The sequence below is a fragment of the Erwinia sp. TECH1 genome, from assembly GCF_054057575.1.
On sequence record NZ_JBSRZK010000001.1, the window covers coordinates 1152253 to 1169746 of the forward strand.

General features: G+C 61.1%; 13 protein-coding genes. 6 read left to right on the forward strand and 7 right to left on the reverse strand.

All coding sequences use genetic code 11. The features are described from left to right. Window positions 1–26: 26 nt before the first annotated feature. The 6 genes from folK to thpR all read right to left on the reverse strand — a co-directional run bounded on the left by folK (window position 27) and on the right by thpR (window position 4861). Window positions 27–503 carry a 2-amino-4-hydroxy-6-hydroxymethyldihydropteridine diphosphokinase gene (folK, locus tag ACVWZ0_RS05285; protein ID WP_253455212.1) on the reverse strand — a complete coding sequence of 159 codons (477 nt, stop codon included), beginning with the start codon at window positions 501–503 and terminating at the stop codon, window positions 27–29. Then, window positions 500–1918, reverse strand: coding sequence for a polynucleotide adenylyltransferase PcnB (gene pcnB / locus ACVWZ0_RS05290; RefSeq protein ID WP_253461107.1), 1419 nt, complete (start codon window positions 1916–1918; stop codon window positions 500–502). The genes folK and pcnB overlap by 4 nt, the downstream gene beginning before the upstream one ends. A gap of 138 nt (window positions 1919–2056) precedes the next feature. Further along, window positions 2057–2932: a tRNA glutamyl-Q(34) synthetase GluQRS gene (gene gluQRS / locus ACVWZ0_RS05295; RefSeq protein ID WP_253461105.1), complete on the reverse strand. Its 876-nt coding sequence runs from the start codon at window positions 2930–2932 to the stop codon at window positions 2057–2059. Between the two features lie 53 nt (window positions 2933–2985). Further along, window positions 2986–3441, reverse strand: coding sequence for an RNA polymerase-binding protein DksA (gene dksA / locus ACVWZ0_RS05300; RefSeq protein WP_125289067.1), 456 nt, complete (start codon window positions 3439–3441; stop codon window positions 2986–2988). Window positions 3442–3620: 179 nt separating this feature from the next. After that, window positions 3621–4325 carry a DNA/RNA nuclease SfsA gene (gene sfsA, locus ACVWZ0_RS05305; RefSeq protein WP_253455211.1) on the reverse strand — a complete coding sequence of 235 codons (705 nt, stop codon included), beginning with the start codon at window positions 4323–4325 and terminating at the stop codon, window positions 3621–3623. Beyond that, window positions 4322–4861 carry an RNA 2',3'-cyclic phosphodiesterase gene (gene thpR, locus ACVWZ0_RS05310; protein WP_253455210.1) on the reverse strand — a complete coding sequence of 180 codons (540 nt, stop codon included), beginning with the start codon at window positions 4859–4861 and terminating at the stop codon, window positions 4322–4324. Before thpR ends, sfsA begins: the two co-directional genes overlap by 4 nt. A 68-nt stretch (window positions 4862–4929) precedes the next feature. On the opposite strand from thpR, the gene hrpB reads away from it, so the two are divergent. The 6 genes from hrpB to fhuB all read left to right on the forward strand — a co-directional run bounded on the left by hrpB (window position 4930) and on the right by fhuB (window position 16134). Then, window positions 4930–7365: an ATP-dependent helicase HrpB gene (gene hrpB, locus ACVWZ0_RS05315; RefSeq protein ID WP_253455209.1), complete on the forward strand. Its 2436-nt coding sequence runs from the start codon at window positions 4930–4932 to the stop codon at window positions 7363–7365. An 86-nt stretch (window positions 7366–7451) separates the two neighbouring features. Continuing rightward, complete coding sequence (gene mrcB / locus ACVWZ0_RS05320) at window positions 7452–9974, forward strand: bifunctional glycosyl transferase/transpeptidase (protein WP_253455208.1); 2523 nt, start codon at window positions 7452–7454, stop codon at window positions 9972–9974. A gap of 274 nt (window positions 9975–10248) precedes the next feature. Next, window positions 10249–12432: a ferrichrome porin FhuA gene (fhuA, locus tag ACVWZ0_RS05325; RefSeq protein ID WP_253455207.1), complete on the forward strand. Its 2184-nt coding sequence runs from the start codon at window positions 10249–10251 to the stop codon at window positions 12430–12432. A 45-nt stretch (window positions 12433–12477) separates the two neighbouring features. Then, window positions 12478–13272: a Fe3+-hydroxamate ABC transporter ATP-binding protein FhuC gene (fhuC, locus tag ACVWZ0_RS05330; protein WP_253455206.1), complete on the forward strand. Its 795-nt coding sequence runs from the start codon at window positions 12478–12480 to the stop codon at window positions 13270–13272. 10 nt (window positions 13273–13282) lie between these two features. Further along, entirely contained in the window at window positions 13283–14164 is an 882-nt protein-coding gene (fhuD, locus tag ACVWZ0_RS05335) for a Fe(3+)-hydroxamate ABC transporter substrate-binding protein FhuD (RefSeq protein ID WP_253455205.1), read from the forward strand. After that, the gene (gene fhuB, locus ACVWZ0_RS05340) at window positions 14161–16134 is read left to right on the forward strand and encodes a Fe(3+)-hydroxamate ABC transporter permease FhuB (RefSeq protein WP_253455204.1); all 1974 of its coding nucleotides are present in this window, start codon (window positions 14161–14163) and stop codon (window positions 16132–16134) included. Before fhuD ends, fhuB begins: the two co-directional genes overlap by 4 nt. Window positions 16135–16171: 37 nt before the next feature. Here fhuB and hemL read toward each other — a convergent pair whose 3' ends face one another. Then, window positions 16172–17455 carry a glutamate-1-semialdehyde 2,1-aminomutase gene (gene hemL, locus ACVWZ0_RS05345; protein ID WP_253455203.1) on the reverse strand — a complete coding sequence of 428 codons (1284 nt, stop codon included), beginning with the start codon at window positions 17453–17455 and terminating at the stop codon, window positions 16172–16174. Window positions 17456–17494 lie beyond the last annotated feature (39 nt).

The following is a 17494-nucleotide window of genomic DNA, read 5'->3' on the forward strand; positions in this document are numbered from 1 at the left end:
ATCTTAATGGAAGGGCGGTAGCCTGGCTACCAGGACTTAATGGCCCGGCAGTCCAGCGTGGCGACCAGCTTTTTAAGCGGTGTGCCGTCCGGCAAAATCAGTTCCGGCGCGATGGCGAGCAGCGGCACCAGCATAAACGCGCGGTTGTGCATATCGTAGTGCGGTACGGTCAGACGCGGCGTGTTAATCGTCAGATCGCCGAACAGCATGATGTCCAGATCCAGCGTGCGCGGGCCCCAGCGTTCATCCTTACGTACGCGTCCCTGTTCCTGCTCAATACGCTGGGTATGATCAAGCAACGTTTCCGGCGGCAGCGCCGTTTCCAGCAGCACGGCGGCATTAAGATAGTCGGGCTGATCCGGCGGGCCGTAGGGCGGCGTGCGGTAGAAGGGGGAGGTGGCCAGCAGGGTGGTTTGCGGCAGCCCGGCCAGTGCATCAAGCGCGGACTGCACCTGATGCAAAGGATCGGCCAGATTGCTGCCTAAGGCGAGATACGCCCTCATACGTTGCTGCTGTTACCGTCGCGACGAGGGCCAGGCACGCGCTTGCGCGGACGGCGGGTGCGGCGACGCGGCACCGGATCGTCGCCAAGCGTATTCAGCATCGTTTTCTGCTGCGGCGGCGCGGCAACCTGGAACTCGCCCCACCAGGCGGAGAGGCGCAGCAGCTCCTGGTTATTCTCTACTTCGGCGCGCAGCGCCAGCAGGTCGTAAGCGGCGCGGAACTTAGGATGCTCCATCAGCTTCCAGGCGCGCTTGCCATGGCGGCGGGAAAGGCGCAGCTGCAGCTGCCAGATATCGCGCACCAGCGTGGTAATGCGTTTCGGAATAGCCAGCGAGCGGCACGCTTCATCCAGCACGTCGTTCATCGCCAGCGCGAAAGCGTCATAGTAGGCCAGGCCGCTTTCCTGCGCGATTTTCTGCGCCGCTTCCAGCTGCGGATACCAGAACATCGCCGAGAACAGGAACGCCGGGTTAACGCGCATATCGTTATGAATGCGGTTATCGGTGTTTTTCAGCACCTGCACCACCATGCGTTCCATATTGCTGTCGCCCTGATCCGTAAAGTAGCGGGTGATCAGCGGGAAGAGCGGCTGGAACAGCTGATATTCACGCAGCTGCAAATAGGTCGTGTAGCCATAACCGGCCTGCAACAGCTTCAGCGTCTCTTCAAACAGGCGCGCGGGCGGGATATCGTGCAGCAGCGTTGCCAGTCGAGGGATCGGCTCTGCCGTTTCGGCGGCGATGCTCATATCCAGTTTGGCGGCGAAGCGGATTACGCGCAGCATTCGCACGGGATCTTCACGGTAGCGCGTTTCCGGATCGCCAATCAGGCGGATAATGCCCTGATGCAGGTCGTTCAGGCCGCCGACATAGTCGCGTACGCTGAAGTCGGCCACGCTGTAATACAGGCTGTTGATAGTCAGATCGCGGCGCTGGGCGTCATCTTCAATGGTGCCGAAAATGTTGTCGCGCAGCAGCATACCGTTCTGGCCGCGCTGCGAGCTGTTGCGATCGGACTCCGGCTGTTCCGCTTCGTGATGGCCACGGAAGGTGGCGACCTCAATGATTTCCGGCCCGAACATAACGTGAGCGAGGCGAAAACGGCGGCCGACCAGACGGCAGTTGCGGAACAGCTTACGCATCTGCTCCGGCGTGGCGTTGGTAGTCACGTCGAAATCTTTCGGTTTTTTGCCCAGCAGTAAATCGCGGACGCCGCCACCGACAAGGTAAGCCTCATAGCCCGCTTTATTCAGTCGGTACAATACCTTGAGGGCATTTTCACTGATGTCTTTACGCGAGATAGCGTGCCCGTCACGCGGGATCACGGTTATCTTAGGCGCAACCTGCACCTCGGCTGGCGCCTCGCCTTCGCGGTTCAAAACTTTTCGGCAAAAATTAGCAACTCGGGTAAAAATGGGACACCTCGATAGTGACGTTAAAGCTGGGCGATAAAAAACAGCGGCTAATCATAGCTCAGTGTGGCGCGTTTGAGAATGCTCATCTCGCTTCGCTCTCGTTTTCAGGCCAGAGCGGGCGCGCGTATTCACTTTCTACTAACCATTCTGCAACAGTATATTCTGGCGCGGCACGCGGGTCAGATCCCATGCGGCGACCGCTTTTTCCAGTAAAACAGACGGCATTTCGTCGCGCCATCCTTCGCTGACCGGCTGGCCTAAAAAACGCAGCGCCTGCACCAGCACGGGCCGCGGATCGCCTGCCGGCAGCGACGGCGCATGATTCTGCTTGGAAAGCTTGTTGCCATCGGCGTTGACCGCCAGCGGCAAATGCAGGTAGCCCGGCACCGGCCAGCCAAAGCGCTGGTACAGCGTTATCTGCCGTACCGTCGGCTCGATCAGGTCGGCGCCTCTGACCACTTCCGTCACGCCCTGAAAATGATCGTCCACCACTACCGCAAGATTATAGGCAAACAGCCCGTCGCGGCGGTGAATAATAAAATCTTCCTGCGCCAGCGCGGCGTCGGCCATCACCTCGCCGCGCAGCGTATCGGTAAACTGCGCCACGGGGCGATCGACGCGCAGACGCAGTGCCGCATTATCCGGGCCGCGTTGTCGCGTGCGGCAGTAGCCGTCGTAAAGGCCGCCGATTTGCCGAATGCGGCTGCGCGTGCAGGTACAGTAATAGCTGTGGCCCTGCTGGTTCAGCCAGGCCAGCGCTTCCCGATAGGCGTCATGACGCTGCGACTGCCAGAGCACCTCGCCATCCCAGTGCAGGCCATACTGCTCCAGCTGCTGAAGAATGCGCCGCGCCGCGCCGGGCACTTCACGAGGCGGATCGATATCCTCAATGCGCACCAGCCATTTTCCCTGCTGCGCGCGTGCCTGCAAATAGCTGCCAAGCGCGGCTATCAGCGAGCCGAAGTGGAGTTCACCGGAAGGGGATGGGGCGAAGCGCCCGATACAGGATGACATCGGAGAAGAGACAGGCAGTGAAGCAGATGCCTCACTGCACAATCCATTAGCCATTAACCGGCCATTTGTTTTTCGCGGATTTCCGCCAGCGTTTTACAGTCGATGCAAAGATCGGCGGTAGGACGTGCTTCAAGGCGACGGATACCGATTTCAACGCCGCAGGAATCGCAGTAGCCGAAATCGTCATCTTCTACTTTCTTCAGCGTCTTCTCGATCTTTTTGATCAGTTTGCGCTCGCGGTCACGGTTACGCAGTTCAAGACTGAATTCTTCTTCCTGTGCTGCCCGGTCAACCGGATCGGGGAAGTTGGCGGCTTCATCTTGCATATGCGTGACGGTGCGATCAACTTCATCCCGAAGCTGGTTACGCCAGGCTTCAAGGATCTTCTTGAAATGCGCCAGCTGGGCTTCATTCATGTACTCTTCGCCCGGCTTCTCCTGATAGGGTTCCACACCAGCGATGGCGAGAATACTCAGGGACGAGGTTTTACGGGTTTGCCCTTCTTGCATGTTGTTTCTCCTGGATAACACGCACTATCGATCCCCAGAGGGGATAAAAACAGGTCGCTATAAATAGCAGAAGCGATCAAGGTTGGCAATTATTCCTGAACATCCCTTGACAAGGCTGTGAGGAAAAGCGTATCTGACGCGACATAAGACCCTTCATATAACAGTTAATTGCGTCTGAATTACGCATTCACAATCAGTTTCCTCTCTACGACCAGACCTTCAGGCGAGAGGCTCGCTTTACAGGCAAGCACCTCGACCCCGCTTGCGCGCGCCTGAACCATGAGTTCTGCGTAGCGTGCATCAATGTGACGCGCCGGGGTGACGTCCTCAATCCCCGAATGCAGAACGGCAAATAAAAGCACCGCGCGCTCGCCGTTTTCCGCAATCTTCGCCAGTTCGCGCAGATGCTTCTGGCCACGCTCGGTAACCGCATCCGGAAAGTAACCCTTACCCTGTTGTAAGAGCGTCACGGATTTGACTTCAATATAGCAGTTGACGCGATCCTCTGCCTTTAACAGGAAATCAATACGGCTTTTTTCAGCGCCATATTTCACTTCACTTTGTAAATCCGCATAACCGGATAATTCCGGAATCTGCCCGGCCAGCAGCGCTTCTTTTACCAGCATATTGGCGCGCAGCGTATTTACGCAGATCCAGTGTCCCTGCTGGGTTTGTGTCAGTTCCCAGCTGTGCGGATACTTTCTGGTCAGGCTGTCCGACGTGGAGTACCACACCGTATCACCTGGCGTCGCACAGCCGGTCATTGCGCCGGTATTGGCGCAATGCAGCGTCAGTTCGGTGCCGTCTGGCGTAATGACATCGGCCAGAAAGCGCTTATAACGTTTGACCAGCGTGGCCTGGCGCAGCGGCGGCGTAAAATTCATAAACTTTCCTGTTGCAGTTCCCAGCTTGCCAGCGCCCGATAGCGCGTGCGGCCCTGGCTGAACAGCGACTCGAAGAGCGCAAAACGCTCCACGCGAAACTGCCAGCTGAAATTACGCGGCGGCAGCGCGACCGGCTGGAGAGCATTGCGGAATAATGTGACATGCGGATGAAAGGGCAGAGGACTTTGATAACAGCCGCTGCGCGCGGCCTGCGAGCGTAACAGTCCGGCCAGCTGCAGCAGTCCGCGCGGCGCCTGCTTCGGCCCCAGCCAGACCACGCCGGAACGCGGCCAGTGACCGGCGTCGTCCAGCGTCAGGGTAAACGGCGACTGCCTGATACGTCCGGCCATTTGTTGGAGCGCACGCTGCTTTTCCGCGCCGACATCGCCTAAAAAGGCCAGCGTAAGATGCAGGTTAGCTGCCGCTATCGGACGGCCGGTCTCTTCGGCAAAGGTGGCGGCGCGCCACGCAATAACCTCCTGACTGCTGCTGGCCGGTAGCGCGATACCGAAAAACAGTCTTTTTTGCTCGTTCATGGTGCCCTCCGGTATTCCAGAAGCAGGAATGCTACAATGCCCGGCAACTTAAGGCCAGGAGCAGAGACGTGAGTTCATTACCAGTCAGCGCTGTATTACCCGAGCTGTTGGCGGCCCTGCGGGATGCGCCGCAGGTGCTGCTGGCGGCGCCGACCGGCGCGGGAAAATCGACATGGCTGCCGCTGCAGCTTTTGCAGCAGGTCAGCGGGCGTATTTTGCTGCTTGAGCCGCGCAGGCTGGCGGCGCGCAACGTGGCGCAGCGGCTGGCGGAGCAGCTTGGCGAAGCGCCAGGACAGACCGTGGGCTACCGGATGCGGGCGGAAAGCCGCAGCGGGCCGTCCACGCGGCTGGAGGTGATTACGGAAGGCATCCTGACGCGGATGCTACAGCAGGATCCGATGCTGGAAGGCGTTTCGCTGGTGATCCTGGATGAGTTTCACGAGCGCAGCCTGCAGGCCGATCTGGCGCTGGCGCTGCTGCTGGACGTGCAGCAGGGGCTGCGTGAAGATCTGAAAATTCTGCTGATGTCGGCCACGCTGGACAACGCTCGCCTGCAGGCACTGCTGCCGGATGCGCCATCTGTCCGCTCCGAAGGCCGCTCTTTTCCCGTTGAGCGGCGCTACGCAACCCTGTCCACCAGCCAGCGGTTTGAAGAGGCGGTGGCGCGGCAGGTCAGCGAGCTGCTGCGCGACGAGCCTGGTTCGCTGCTGCTGTTTCTGCCCGGCGTGGGCGAAATCCAGCGGGTGCAGACGCAGCTGGCGCCACTGGTCGCCAGCGATGTCGATCTTTGTCCTTTATATGGCGCGCTGCCGCTGGTGGAGCAGCGTAAAGCTATCCTTCCTGCGCCTGTCGGCCGCCGAAAAGTGGTGCTGGCGACCAATATTGCGGAAACCAGCCTGACTATCGAAGGCATCCGGCTGGTGGTGGACAGCGCGCTGGAGCGGACGGCGCTGTTCGATACGCGCACCGGCCTGACTCGCCTGCAAACGCAGCGCGTCAGCCAGGCTTCGATGATCCAGCGCGCCGGACGCGCGGGTCGTCTGGCGCCGGGGATCTGCCTGCATCTGATCCCTAAAGAGCAGGCGGAACGGGCGGCGGCCCACAGCGACGCGGAAATACTGCAAAGCGATTTAAGCTCGCTGTGGCTGGATCTGCTGCAGTGGGGCTGCCACGACGCAGCGCAGCTCACCTGGCTGGATAAACCGCCCGCCGCCAGCCTGGCCCAGGCGCAGCGGCTGCTGTCGCAGCTTGGTGCCACCACCGATGCCGGACAGCTGACGGCCAAAGGTCGACGCATGGCCGCTTTCGGCAGCGAGCCGCGCCTGGCCGCGATGCTGGTCGAGGCGGGCAACGATGCGGACAGCGCCGCCACGGCGGCGATGCTGGCGGCGATCCTGGAGGAGCCGCCGCGCGGCAGCGTCGATCTGCGGGACGCGCTGCATCGTCCCCAGCCCCACTGGCAGAAACGAGCGAAACAGCTGCAGCAGCGGCTGCGCCTGACCGGCGGCGCGATCGATGCGGCGTTGGCCGCGCCGCTGCTGGCGAGCGCTTTTCCCGATCGTATCGCTCGCCGTCGCGGCATGGAAGGGCGCTATCAGCTGGCTAACGGCATGGGCGCGATGCTCGATCGCGAAGAGGCGTTAATCCGCTATGAATGGCTGCTTGCGCCCGCGCTATTACAGGGCAGCGCGCAGCCGGACGCGCGCATTCTCCAGGCGCTGCCGCTGACGATAGAAACGCTGATCGCCGAGCGGCCGCAGCTTGTCGGGCAGCGGGTAGAGGTTGAATGGCACGACGAGCGCGGCACGCTTTCCGCCTGGCGTCGCGAACAGATTGGCGAGCTGGTGCTGAAATCCCAGCCGCTGAGCAAGCCTGACGAAGCGGTGCTGCACCCGGCGATGCTGCGCTGGATCCGCAGCAAAGGGCTGTCGGTGCTGAACTGGACGCCCGCCGCCGAGCAGCTGCGTGTGCGGCTGGTCTGCGCCGCGCAGTGGCTGCCGGAACAGGCATGGCCCGCCGCCAGCGAGGCCGATCTGCTCGCCACGCTGGAAAAGTGGCTGCTGCCGATGATGAGCGGCGTGCGCGATGCAAAAGGGTTAAAACAGATCGACTGCGTCAACGCGCTATTACAATTGCTCACATGGTCACAGCGCCAGCAGCTGGATACTGTGCTGCCAACTCATTACACTGTGCCCACCGGAAGCCGGCTGCCGATCCGCTACGATGAAGAGAAGCCGCCCGCGCTGGCCGTGCGGCTACAGGAGATGTTCGGCGAAGCGCAAAATCCCAGCGTGGCCGAAGGGCGCATTCCGCTGGTGCTGGAGCTGCTCTCGCCTGCGCAAAGGCCGCTGCAGATCACGCGCGATCTGGCGGGCTTCTGGCAGGGAGCCTGGCGTGAGGTGCAAAAAGAGATGAAAGGGCGCTATCCCAAACATCTCTGGCCCGACGATCCGGCCAGCGCGCTGCCGACGCGGCGCACCAAAAAGTATTCCGCACCTTCCTGATCGGGTTTCAGAAGGTTCCCGTTCCACCGTAGTTGATGTCAGTGCATAGTCGGCCCGCCGACGGCGGCTCTGGAGAAAAGAAACGAATGTCAGACGATCGCGAACCTATTGGGCGTAAAGGTAAACAGCCCAACCCCCCGCGCAAAAAGGCGGGCCGGGGTCGCCGCAGGGAAGTCGATAATATTGATTTTCAGGATGATGACCATAATAACGAGGAGAAAGTACCCGTGCCACGTAAAGGAAAAGGACGGCCGCCGCGTAAAAGAGGCTGGCTGAGCTTAATGATTAAGCTGCTGCTGGTATTTATTGTACTGATGGCGGTCTACGGGGTGTACCTGGATTCGCAGATCCGCAGCCGTATCGACGGCAAAGTCTGGCAGCTGCCCGCCACGGTGTATGGCCGCATGGTCAATCTTGAGCCGGGCATGGCCTACAATAAAAAAGAGATGATCGCGCTGCTCGAAGGCACGCAGTACCGCGAGGTGACGCGCATGACGCGGCCTGGCGAGTTTACCGTGCAGGGCAACAGCATTGAGATGATCCGCCGCCCGTTTGACTTCCCGGACAGCAAGGAAGGGCAAATCCGCGCGCGGCTGAGCTTTGACAACGACTCGCTGACCGAGATCAAAAACCTCGACAGCGGCCGCGACTTCGGCTTCTTCCGTCTCGACCCTCGTTTGATCACTATGCTGCAATCACCAAACGGCGAGCAGCGCCTGTTTGTGCCGCGTGCGGGCTTCCCGGATCTGCTGGTCGATACGCTGGTGGCTACCGAAGACCGCCATTTCTACGAGCACGACGGCATCAGCCTGTACTCTATCGGCCGCGCCTTCCTGGCGAATATCACGGCAGGAAAAGCGGTGCAGGGCGGCAGTACGCTGACCCAGCAGCTGGTGAAAAACCTCTTCCTGACCAACAAACGTTCGCTGTGGCGCAAGGCTAACGAAGCCTATATGGCGCTGATTATGGACGCGCGCTACAGCAAAGATCGCATTCTGGAGCTTTACCTGAATGAGGTTTATCTGGGCCAGGCGGGCAACGATCAGATCCGCGGCTTCCCGCTGGCGAGCCTCTACTACTTTGGCCGTCCGGTGGACGAGCTGAGCCTGGATCAGCAGGCGCTGCTGGTGGGCATGGTGAAGGGCGCGTCGCTCTATAACCCGTGGCGCAATCCGAAGCTGGCGCTGGAGCGCCGCAACCTGGTGCTGCGTCTGCTGCAGCAGCAGAAAGTGATCGACCAGGAGCTGTACGACATGCTCAGCGCCCGTCCGCTTGGCGTACAGCCGAAAGGCGGCGTGATCACGCCACAGCCTGCGTTTATGCAGATGGTGCGCAACGAGCTACAGGCGAAGCTGGGCGATAAGATCAAAGATCTTTCCGGCGTGAAAATTTTCACCACGCTGGATTCTGTTTCGCAGGATGCGGCAGAAAAAGCTGTGGAAGAAGGGATGCCGACGCTGCGTAAACAGCGCAACCTGAAGGATCTGGAAACCGCGATGGTGATCGTCGATCGCTTCAGCGGCGAAGTTCGCGCCATGGTTGGCGGCGCCGATCCGCAGTTTGCGGGCTATAACCGTGCGCTACAGGCGCGCCGGTCGATTGGTTCTCTGGCTAAGCCAGCCACCTATCTGACCGCGCTGAGCCAGCCGGATAGCTATCGCCTGAATACCTGGATTGCCGATAATCCGATCGCGCTGAAGCAACCAAACGGTCAGGTCTGGAAGCCGCAGAATGATGACCGCCGCTTCAGCGGTCAGGTGATGCTGGTAGATGCGCTGGCGCACTCCATGAACGTGCCGACGGTGAACCTGGGCATGACGCTGGGCCTGCCGCAGGTGGTGGATACCTGGAGCAAACTCGGCGTGCCGAAGGCTGAACTCCAGCCGGTGCCGGCCATGCTGCTGGGCGCGCTGAACCTGACGCCGGTCGAAGTGGCGCAGGCGTTCCAGACTATCGCCAGCGGCGGCGATCGCGCGCAGCTTTCCGCGCTGCGTTCGGTCATTGCCGAAGACGGCACCGTGCTTTATCAGAGCTTCCCGCAGGCGGAGCGCACCATTCCGGCTCAGGCCGCCTACCTGACGCTTTACGCGATGCAGCAGGTCGCGCAAGAGGGTACGGCCCGTGCGTTAGGTTCGCGCTATCCGAAGGCGCACCTGGCGGCGAAAACCGGCACCACCAACAACCTGATCGACAGCTGGTTCGCGGGCGTGGACGGCAAAGAAGTGGCGATCACCTGGATTGGCCGCGACAATAACCAGAGCACCAAACTGTACGGTGCCAGCGGCGCGATGCAGATCTACCGTCGCTATCTGGACAACCAGGCGCCGATGCCGCTGATGCCGACGCCGCCGGAAGATATCGCGCCGATGAACGTGGATTCAGCCGGTAACTTTGTCTGCGGCACGGGCAGCAGCAGCTGGCGGACGCTGCCGGTCTGGACCACCGATGCCGACGCACTCTGTCAGCAGCAGCAGCAGCAAATCCAGCAGCAGCAAATGCAACAGCAGCAAATGCAGCAGCAGGAGCAGCAGCCTGCTCAACAGCCGCAAAACGAGCAGAAGGATGCGGACGGCGTGGCGGGTTGGATCAAGGATATGTTCGGTAAATAACTGAAAACAGGTGTAAAGCCGGTTCTTAACGAGCCGGCTTTTTTTTGCCTTTTTGGCGGCGGCAGCAGAAAAACTAAACCGGCAAAAAGAGGCTTTTCAGCGCGACTGCATGACAACGGCTTTATTTTCCCTGCTTTATGCTGGCCTGAACTCCGCCGGATTCGCGCTAAAAGCGCCCGATTTTTTCTTGCGAAAGCGCCGGTAATTCGCCTATTATCCTGTCGTTATAATAATAATTCTCGTTTACATTCTACTTTTCATCAGAGAACGCTAAATGGCTATTTCATCTTTGAAATCATCCGCTTTGCCGGTAAGCCGACTGGCCTGCCTTGTTGCCGTCGCGCTTTCCTCCTCTGCTTTCGCCGCCAGCGAACAGACTATTACCATCAGCGCCAACGCCGATGCCGCCAGCGAAAACGCCTGGGGCCCGGCACCGACCATCGCCGCTAAACGCAGCGCCACCGGTACCAAAACCGATACGCCGATTGAAAAAAATCCGCAGTCCGTTTCGGTGGTGACCAGCGACGAAATCGAGATGCGCAACGTCAGCACGGTTAAGGAAGCCTTTAACTATGCGCCCGGCGTAATGACCGGCAACCGCGGCAGCTCGCAGGTTATCGACGCGCTGTCCATCCGCGGCTTCAGCGAAACCAACACCAATCAGTATCTGGACGGCCTGAAGCTCCAGGGCGATAACTACTCCGAATTCGCTATCGATCCTTATTTTCTGGAGCGCGCGGAGCTGCTGCGCGGGCCGGCATCCGTGCTTTACGGCAAGAGCAACCCGGGCGGCGTAGTGGCGCTGGTCAGCAAGCGTCCGACCACGGAAACGCTGCGCGAAGTGCAGTTTCAGATGGGGTCGGATAACCTGTTTTCCACCGGCTTTGATTTCGGCGGCGCGCTGGATGACGGCGGCGTTTACTCCTGGCGCCTGACCGGCCTGGCGCGCAGTCAGGACGCGCAGCAGGATATGCAGAAAGAGAAGCGCTATACCGTGGCGCCGTCCTTCAGCTGGCAGCCCGACGCCAACACCAACTTCACGCTGTTAACCTATTTCCAGAACGAGCCGGAAACGGGCTACTACGGCTGGCTGCCGCGTCAGGGCACCGTGGTGCCGATCGTCGATGCCAACGGCCGGCAGCACAAGTTGGGCACCGATTTTGACGAAGGCGAGGCGAGCAACAAGATCTCCCGCAACACCAAAATGGTGGGCTATAACTTCTCGCACAGCTTTAACGATACCTGGACCGTGCGGCAAAACCTGCGCTACGCCGATCTGCGCACCGACTATCGCAGCATTTACGGCAACGGTTTCGACAGCGCCAGCAGTGCCATTACCCGCGCTTACGCCGGTTCTGAAGAAGAGCTGAACCAGTTTGCCGTCGATAGCCAGGCGCAGGCGAAATTCGCTACGGGCGCGCTGGATCATACGCTGCTGCTGGGCGTCGACTATCAACGTACCCGCAACGATATCAACGCCGGATTCGGTACCGCTTCCCCGCTGAGCGCGCTGGATCCGCAGTACGGCAACGACAGCACCACGATCACCTTCCCGTATCACTATCTGAACAAGCAGGAGCAGACCGGCCTGTACGCGCAGGATCAGATGGAGTGGGACCGCTGGGTCATGACGCTGGGCGCGCGCTACGATTACGCGATGACCTCGGCGTTTAACCGCGACGCTAATGCGCTGGCGAAAAACCACGACCAGGCCTTTACCTGGCGCGGCGGCCTGAACTACGTGTTTGATAACGGCGTGGCGCCTTATTTCAGCTACAGCGAATCCTTTATTCCGACTGCCGGAACCTCCGCTGAAGGGCAGCCGTTCGATCCGTCACGCGCTAAGCAGTACGAGGCTGGCGTAAAATACGTGCCGAAAGACCGCCCGATTGTGATCACAGGCGCGCTCTATCAGCTGACTAAAACGAAAAATCTGACGGCGAATCCCGATTCTGAGTTCGCCAATTTCAGCGTGCAAAGCGGCGAAATCCGTTCGCGCGGCGTCGAGCTGGAAGCGAAGGCGGCGGTCAATGCCAACGTTAACGTTATCGCCTCTTACACCTATACCGACGCGGAATACACGCACGATACGCAGCTGAAAGGCAGAACGCCGGTGCAGGTGCCGAAACATATGGCGTCGCTGTGGGCCGATTATACCTTCCACGAAACGGCGCTTTCCGGCCTGACCGTGGGAAGCGGCGTACGCTATGTCGGTGAGAGCAAAGGCCTGTACAGCACCGGCCCTGATACTAATCAGAACTTCAACGTGGCGGCGTACACCACCGTCGATGCCGTGGTGAAGTACGATCTGGGGCGTTTCGGTCTGCCAGGCTCGTCGATTGGCGTCAACGTCAACAACCTCTTCGATCGGGATTATGTCGCCAGCTGCTATCGCGACTACGCCTGCTACTGGGGCGCCGAACGTCAGATCGTCGGCACCGCCACTTTCCGTTTCTAACCAAACCGGGCGCGATTCGCCGCGCCCGTCAGGCAGAAAATTGTTATGCATTCTCCGCACCTGACCGACAGCACCTTCTCGCTGCATCAAACTTCATTTGCCGTTCCGGGCCGCATCCTGCTCCAGCCGCTGTCGCTGACCTTTCCCGCCGGAAAAGTCTGCGGGCTGATTGGGCATAATGGCTCCGGCAAATCCACGCTGTTAAAGCTGTTGGGGCGCCATCACGCCGCGACCGGCGGCGAAGTGCGGCTCAATGATAAAGCGCTGGCGCAGTGGCCCGCTAAGCGCTTTGCCCGTGAGGTCGCCTATCTGCCGCAGCAGCTTCCCGCCGCCGAGGGCATGACGGTGCGGGAGCTGGTCTCGATGGGGCGCTATCCCTGGCACGGCGCGCTGGGCCGCTTCGGCAGCGAAGATCGCGATCGCGTCGATGAAGCCATTGCGCTGGTGGGCCTGAAACCTTTCGCCTCGCGTCTGGTGGACAGCCTCTCCGGCGGCGAGCGGCAGCGCGCCTGGATTGCGATGCTGGTGGCGCAGAACAGCCGCTGCCTGCTGCTGGATGAACCGACTTCCGCGCTGGATATCGCTCATCAGGTCGAGGTGCTGGCGCTTATCCAGCGGCTCAGCCATGAGCGGGGGCTGACCGTGATCGCCGTGCTGCACGATATCAATATGGCCGCCCGCTACTGTGACCACCTGGTCGCCTTACGCAACGGCGGGATGATCGCGCAGGGCGATGCCGGCGCGATCATGCAGCCGGAGGTGCTCCAGGCCATTTACGGTATCCCAATGGGCATTCTGCCGCACCCGGACGGCGGCACGCCGGTAAGTTTTGTTTACTAAAGGAATTTCCATGCCGGATTTTTATCGCCGCCGCCTGCTGATGGCGATGGCGCTTGCGCCTTTGCTGCCCGCCTTCGGCAGCCGTGCCGCGTCGGGCATTGACGCAGCGCGCATTGTGTCGCTGGAGTGGCTGCCGACGGAACTGCTGCTGGCGCTTGGCGTCGCGCCGATGGGCGTAGCCGAAATGTATAACTACCAGCTTTGGGTCGGCGAGCCAAAGCTGCCTGCCTCAACGGTGGATCTGGGCCTGCGCACCGAACCCAATCTTGAGCTGATGATGCAGATGCGGCCTTCGCTCATTCTTTACTCTTCCGGCTATGGGCCATCCAACGACAAATTTGAGAAAATCGCGCCCGCGATGGGCTTCGCCTTCAACGACGCCAGCGGCAAACCGCTGACCGTGGCGCGGCAGTCGCTGATGCAGCTGGCCGACCGTCTCGATCGCGTGCCGCAGGCGCAGCGCCATCTGGCACAGTTCGACGCCTTTATCGCCGCCGCCAGAAAGCGCGTTGCCGGTCGAAAGCGGCGTCCGGTGCTGCTGATGTCGCTGCTGGATGCGCGTCATGCGCTGGTTTTCGGCAAGGGCAGCCTGTTTCTGGAAGTGATGAACGAGCTGGGGCTGGAAAACGCCTGGCAGGGCGAAACCAATTTCTGGGGAAGCGCGGTGATCGGGCTGGAAAGACTGGCGACGCTAAAAGACGTCGAGGCGATCTGTTTTGCGCATGGCGACGATAATTTAATGCAGCAGGTCAGCGCGACGCCGCTCTGGCAGGCGATGGATTTTGTCCGGCAGCAGCGCTTTCGCCGCGTGCCGCAGGTCTGGTTCTATGGCGCAACGCTTTCTGCGATGCGTTTTTGCCAGTCGCTGGATCGGGCGCTGGAGCCGCTATGAAAAATTCCGCGCGTTTTCCCGTGTTCTTATTAACGCTGCTGTTCGCGCTGGCGCTGGGCCTGACCGGCTATAACTTCAGCCAGCATCTTGCGCCGTCGCTGTGGTTCAGCGCGATAAAAGCCGCCAGTCCCGAAAGCGTCAGCCAGATGGTGTTTCACTACAGCCTGCTGCCGAGGCTGGCGCTGTCGCTGCTGGTGGGCGCCGGGCTGGGGCTGGTGGGCCTGCTCTTCCAGCAGGTGCTGCGCAATCCATTAGCAGAGCCAACCACGCTTGGGGTCGCCACCGGCGCGCAGCTTGGCCTGACCATTGCCGCGCTCTGGAGCCTGCCGCTATTTGGCCAGCAGTTTGCCGCTATGCTCGGCGCGCTGGCCATCGGGCTGATTGTGTTTGGCATCGCCTGGGGGAAGCGGCTTTCTCCGGTCACGCTGATCCTGGCCGGCCTGGTGATGTCGCTCTATTGTGGCGCGGTCAATCAGCTTATCGGCCTGTTTAATCACGACAGGCTGCAGAATATCTTTTTATGGGGAACCGGCTCGCTGAACCAGATGGACTGGGGCAACGTCGAATTCCTGTGGCCGAAGCTGCTGACGGGCTTTGTGCTGGCGCTGCTGTTGCGCAGGCCGATGACGCTGATGGGGCTGGACGACGGCGTGGCGAAGAATCTGGGGCTGGGGCTGTCGCTGGCCCGCTTAAGCGTGCTGGCGCTGGCTATCGTGCTCAGCGCGCAGCTGGTAAACGCGGCGGGCGTGATCGGCTTTATCGGCCTTTTTGCGCCGCTGCTGGCAAAAATGCTGGGTGCAAGACGGCTGCTCAGCCGGATGCTGCTGGCGCCGTTTATCGGCATGTTGCTGCTGTGGCTGGCCGATCAGAGCGTGATCTGGCTGACCGATCGCTGGCAGGAAATTTCGACCGGTACGGCAACCGCGATTATTGGCGCACCGCTGCTGCTGTGGTTACTGCCGCGCCTGCGTACCGCTTCCGCGCCGCCCGCGCTGGATCGGGGCGATCGCGTGCCGGTCGAGCGCCACGGCCTGCTGTTGTGGTGTCTGGGCGGCGTGGCGCTGCTGTTGGCGCTGGGCGCGGTGGCGCTCAGCTTCGGGCGCGGCGCTGACGGCTGGACGTGGGCAAGCGGCGAACTGTGGCAGCAATTGTTGCCCTGGCGAATGCCGAGACTGGTGGCGGCGCTGGCGACGGGCATGATGCTGGGCGCGGCTGGCTGCCTGGTGCAGCGCCTGACCGGCAATCCGATGGCCAGCCCGGAAGTGCTGGGCATCAGCTCCGGCGCCGCCTTTGGCGTGGTGATTATGCTGTTTCTGGTGCCCGGCGACGCCTTCGGCTGGCTGCTGCCTGCGGGCAGCCTGGGCGCGGCAATCACGCTGCTGATTATTACCTTTGTGGGCGGTCGCGGCGGCTTTTCGCCCGAACGTATGCTGCTGGCGGGCATGGCGCTGAGTACCGCCTTTGCCACCCTGCTGCTGCTGCTGATGGCCAGCGGCGATCCGCGTATGGCCGGGCTGATGACGTGGATCTCCGGCTCGACCTATAGCGTGAGCGGCGAGCAGGCGATCAGGACGATAATCGTGGCGGCCGTGCTGCTGGCGCTGACGCCGCTGTGCCGTCGCTGGCTGACGCTGTTGCCGTTAGGCGGCGAAACGGCCCGCTCGCTGGGCGTGGCGCTGAAAACCTCGCGGATGGCGCTGCTGCTGCTGGCGGCGGCGCTGACGGCGGCGGCCACGCTGACCATCGGGCCGCTGAGCTTTGTCGGGCTGATGGCGCCGCATATCGCAAGGATGCTGGGTTTCCGGCGGGCGCTGCCGCAGCTGCTTATCGCCAGTCTGCTTGGCGGCGGTCTGATGATGATAGCGGACTGGTGCGGACGGATGGTGGCCTTTCCGGCGCAGGTGCCGGCGGGACTGCTGGCGACCTTTATCGGCGCGCCTTACTTCGTTTATCTGCTGCGGAAGGTGTGAAGGAAAGGGCAGCGCCTGGTGCGCTGCCCGACTACCGTTACGCCAGCTTAGCGAAGCTGCGGCGTGCGGCGTCCACCGTGCGCTGAATATCTTCCTGGCTGTGCGCCAGCGACATAAAGCCCGCTTCAAAAGCGGAAGGGGCGAGGTAAACGCCTTCTTCCAGCATCAGGTGGAAGAACTTCTTAAAGCGCTCCACGTCGCACTGGGTCACGTCCTGATAGCTGGTGACCTGGTCGGCTGCGGTAAAGAACAGCCCGAACATGCCGCCAACGTGGTTAACCACCAGCGGAATGTTGGTTTCTTCTGCCGCCTGCAGCAGGCCTTCCGCCAGGCGGGTGGTGAGGTCGGTCAGCGTGGCGTGCGTGCCGGGCTTCGCGATCTCGCTCAGGCAGGCAAAACCGGCTGCCATCGCAATCGGGTTGCCGGAAAGGGTGCCCGCCTGATAAACCGGCCCCGTCGGCGCCAGCGCTTCCATTACTTCGCGACGGCCGCCAAACGCGCCGACCGGCATTCCGCCGCCGATGATTTTGCCCAGGCAGGTTAAATCCGGCACCACGCCGTAATGCGCCTGCGCGCCAGCCAGCGCCACGCGGAAGCCAGTCATCACTTCGTCGATAATCAGCAGCGCGCCAAATTCGTCGCAGAGCGCGCGCAGGCCTGGCAAAAATTCCGGCAGCGGCGGGATGCAGTTCATATTGCCCGCGACCGGCTCGACGATGATGCACGCGATTTCATGCGGATACTGCTCAAAAGCGGCGCGCACGGAATCCAGATCGTTGTAGGTGCAGGTCAGCGTGTGCTTGGCGAAATCGGCCGGAACGCCCGGTGAATTCGGCTGGCCGAGGGTCAACGCGCCTGAACCGGCTTTCACCAGCAGGTGATCGGCGTGGCCGTGGTAGCAGCCTTCAAATTTGATAATTTTGTCGCGATGGGTAAAACCGCGAGCCAGGCGAATGGCGCTCATTGTTGCTTCGGTGCCGGAGTTCACCATCCGCACCATGTCCATTGTCGGTACCAGTTCGGTCACCAGCTCGGCCATTTTGACTTCCATCTCGGTTGGCGCGCCAAAGCTCAGGCCGCGCTCTACGGCTTCGATAACCGCGTTACGGATGGCAGGATGGTTATGGCCCAACACCATCGGTCCCCAGGAGCCGACGTAATCGATATAGGCTTTGCCGTCGGCGTCGTAAAGATAAGCGCCGTTAGCGCGTTCAATAAAGAGCGGTACGCCGCCAACGCCGGTGAAGGCGCGTACCGGCGAGTTGACGCCGCCGGGAATAACTTGCTGTGCCTGAGCATACAGATTTTCAGACTTACTCATGGTTCCGCTCCTGAGGATGCATTAAGAAAAACCCCGCCA

Bases quoted from the DNA above. Each gene is read 5' to 3' on its own strand.
- fhuA (WP_253455207.1), top strand. From the start codon at position 10,249: ATGGCTATTTCATCTTTGAAATCATCCGCTTTGCCGGTAAGCCGACTG.
- thpR (WP_253455210.1), bottom strand. From the start codon at position 4,861: ATGAACGAGCAAAAAAGACTGTTTTTCGGTATCGCGCTACCGGCCAGC.
- dksA (WP_125289067.1), bottom strand. From the start codon at position 3,441: ATGCAAGAAGGGCAAACCCGTAAAACCTCGTCCCTGAGTATTCTCGCC.
- gluQRS (WP_253461105.1), bottom strand. From the start codon at position 2,932: ATGTCATCCTGTATCGGGCGCTTCGCCCCATCCCCTTCCGGTGAACTC.
- fhuC (WP_253455206.1), top strand. From the start codon at position 12,478: ATGCATTCTCCGCACCTGACCGACAGCACCTTCTCGCTGCATCAAACT.
- folK (WP_253455212.1), bottom strand. From the start codon at position 503: ATGAGGGCGTATCTCGCCTTAGGCAGCAATCTGGCCGATCCTTTGCAT.
- hemL (WP_253455203.1), bottom strand. From the start codon at position 17,455: ATGAGTAAGTCTGAAAATCTGTATGCTCAGGCACAGCAAGTTATTCCC.
- sfsA (WP_253455211.1), bottom strand. From the start codon at position 4,325: ATGAATTTTACGCCGCCGCTGCGCCAGGCCACGCTGGTCAAACGTTAT.
- mrcB (WP_253455208.1), top strand. From the start codon at position 7,452: ATGTCAGACGATCGCGAACCTATTGGGCGTAAAGGTAAACAGCCCAAC.
- fhuD (WP_253455205.1), top strand. From the start codon at position 13,283: ATGCCGGATTTTTATCGCCGCCGCCTGCTGATGGCGATGGCGCTTGCG.
- fhuB (WP_253455204.1), top strand. From the start codon at position 14,161: ATGAAAAATTCCGCGCGTTTTCCCGTGTTCTTATTAACGCTGCTGTTC.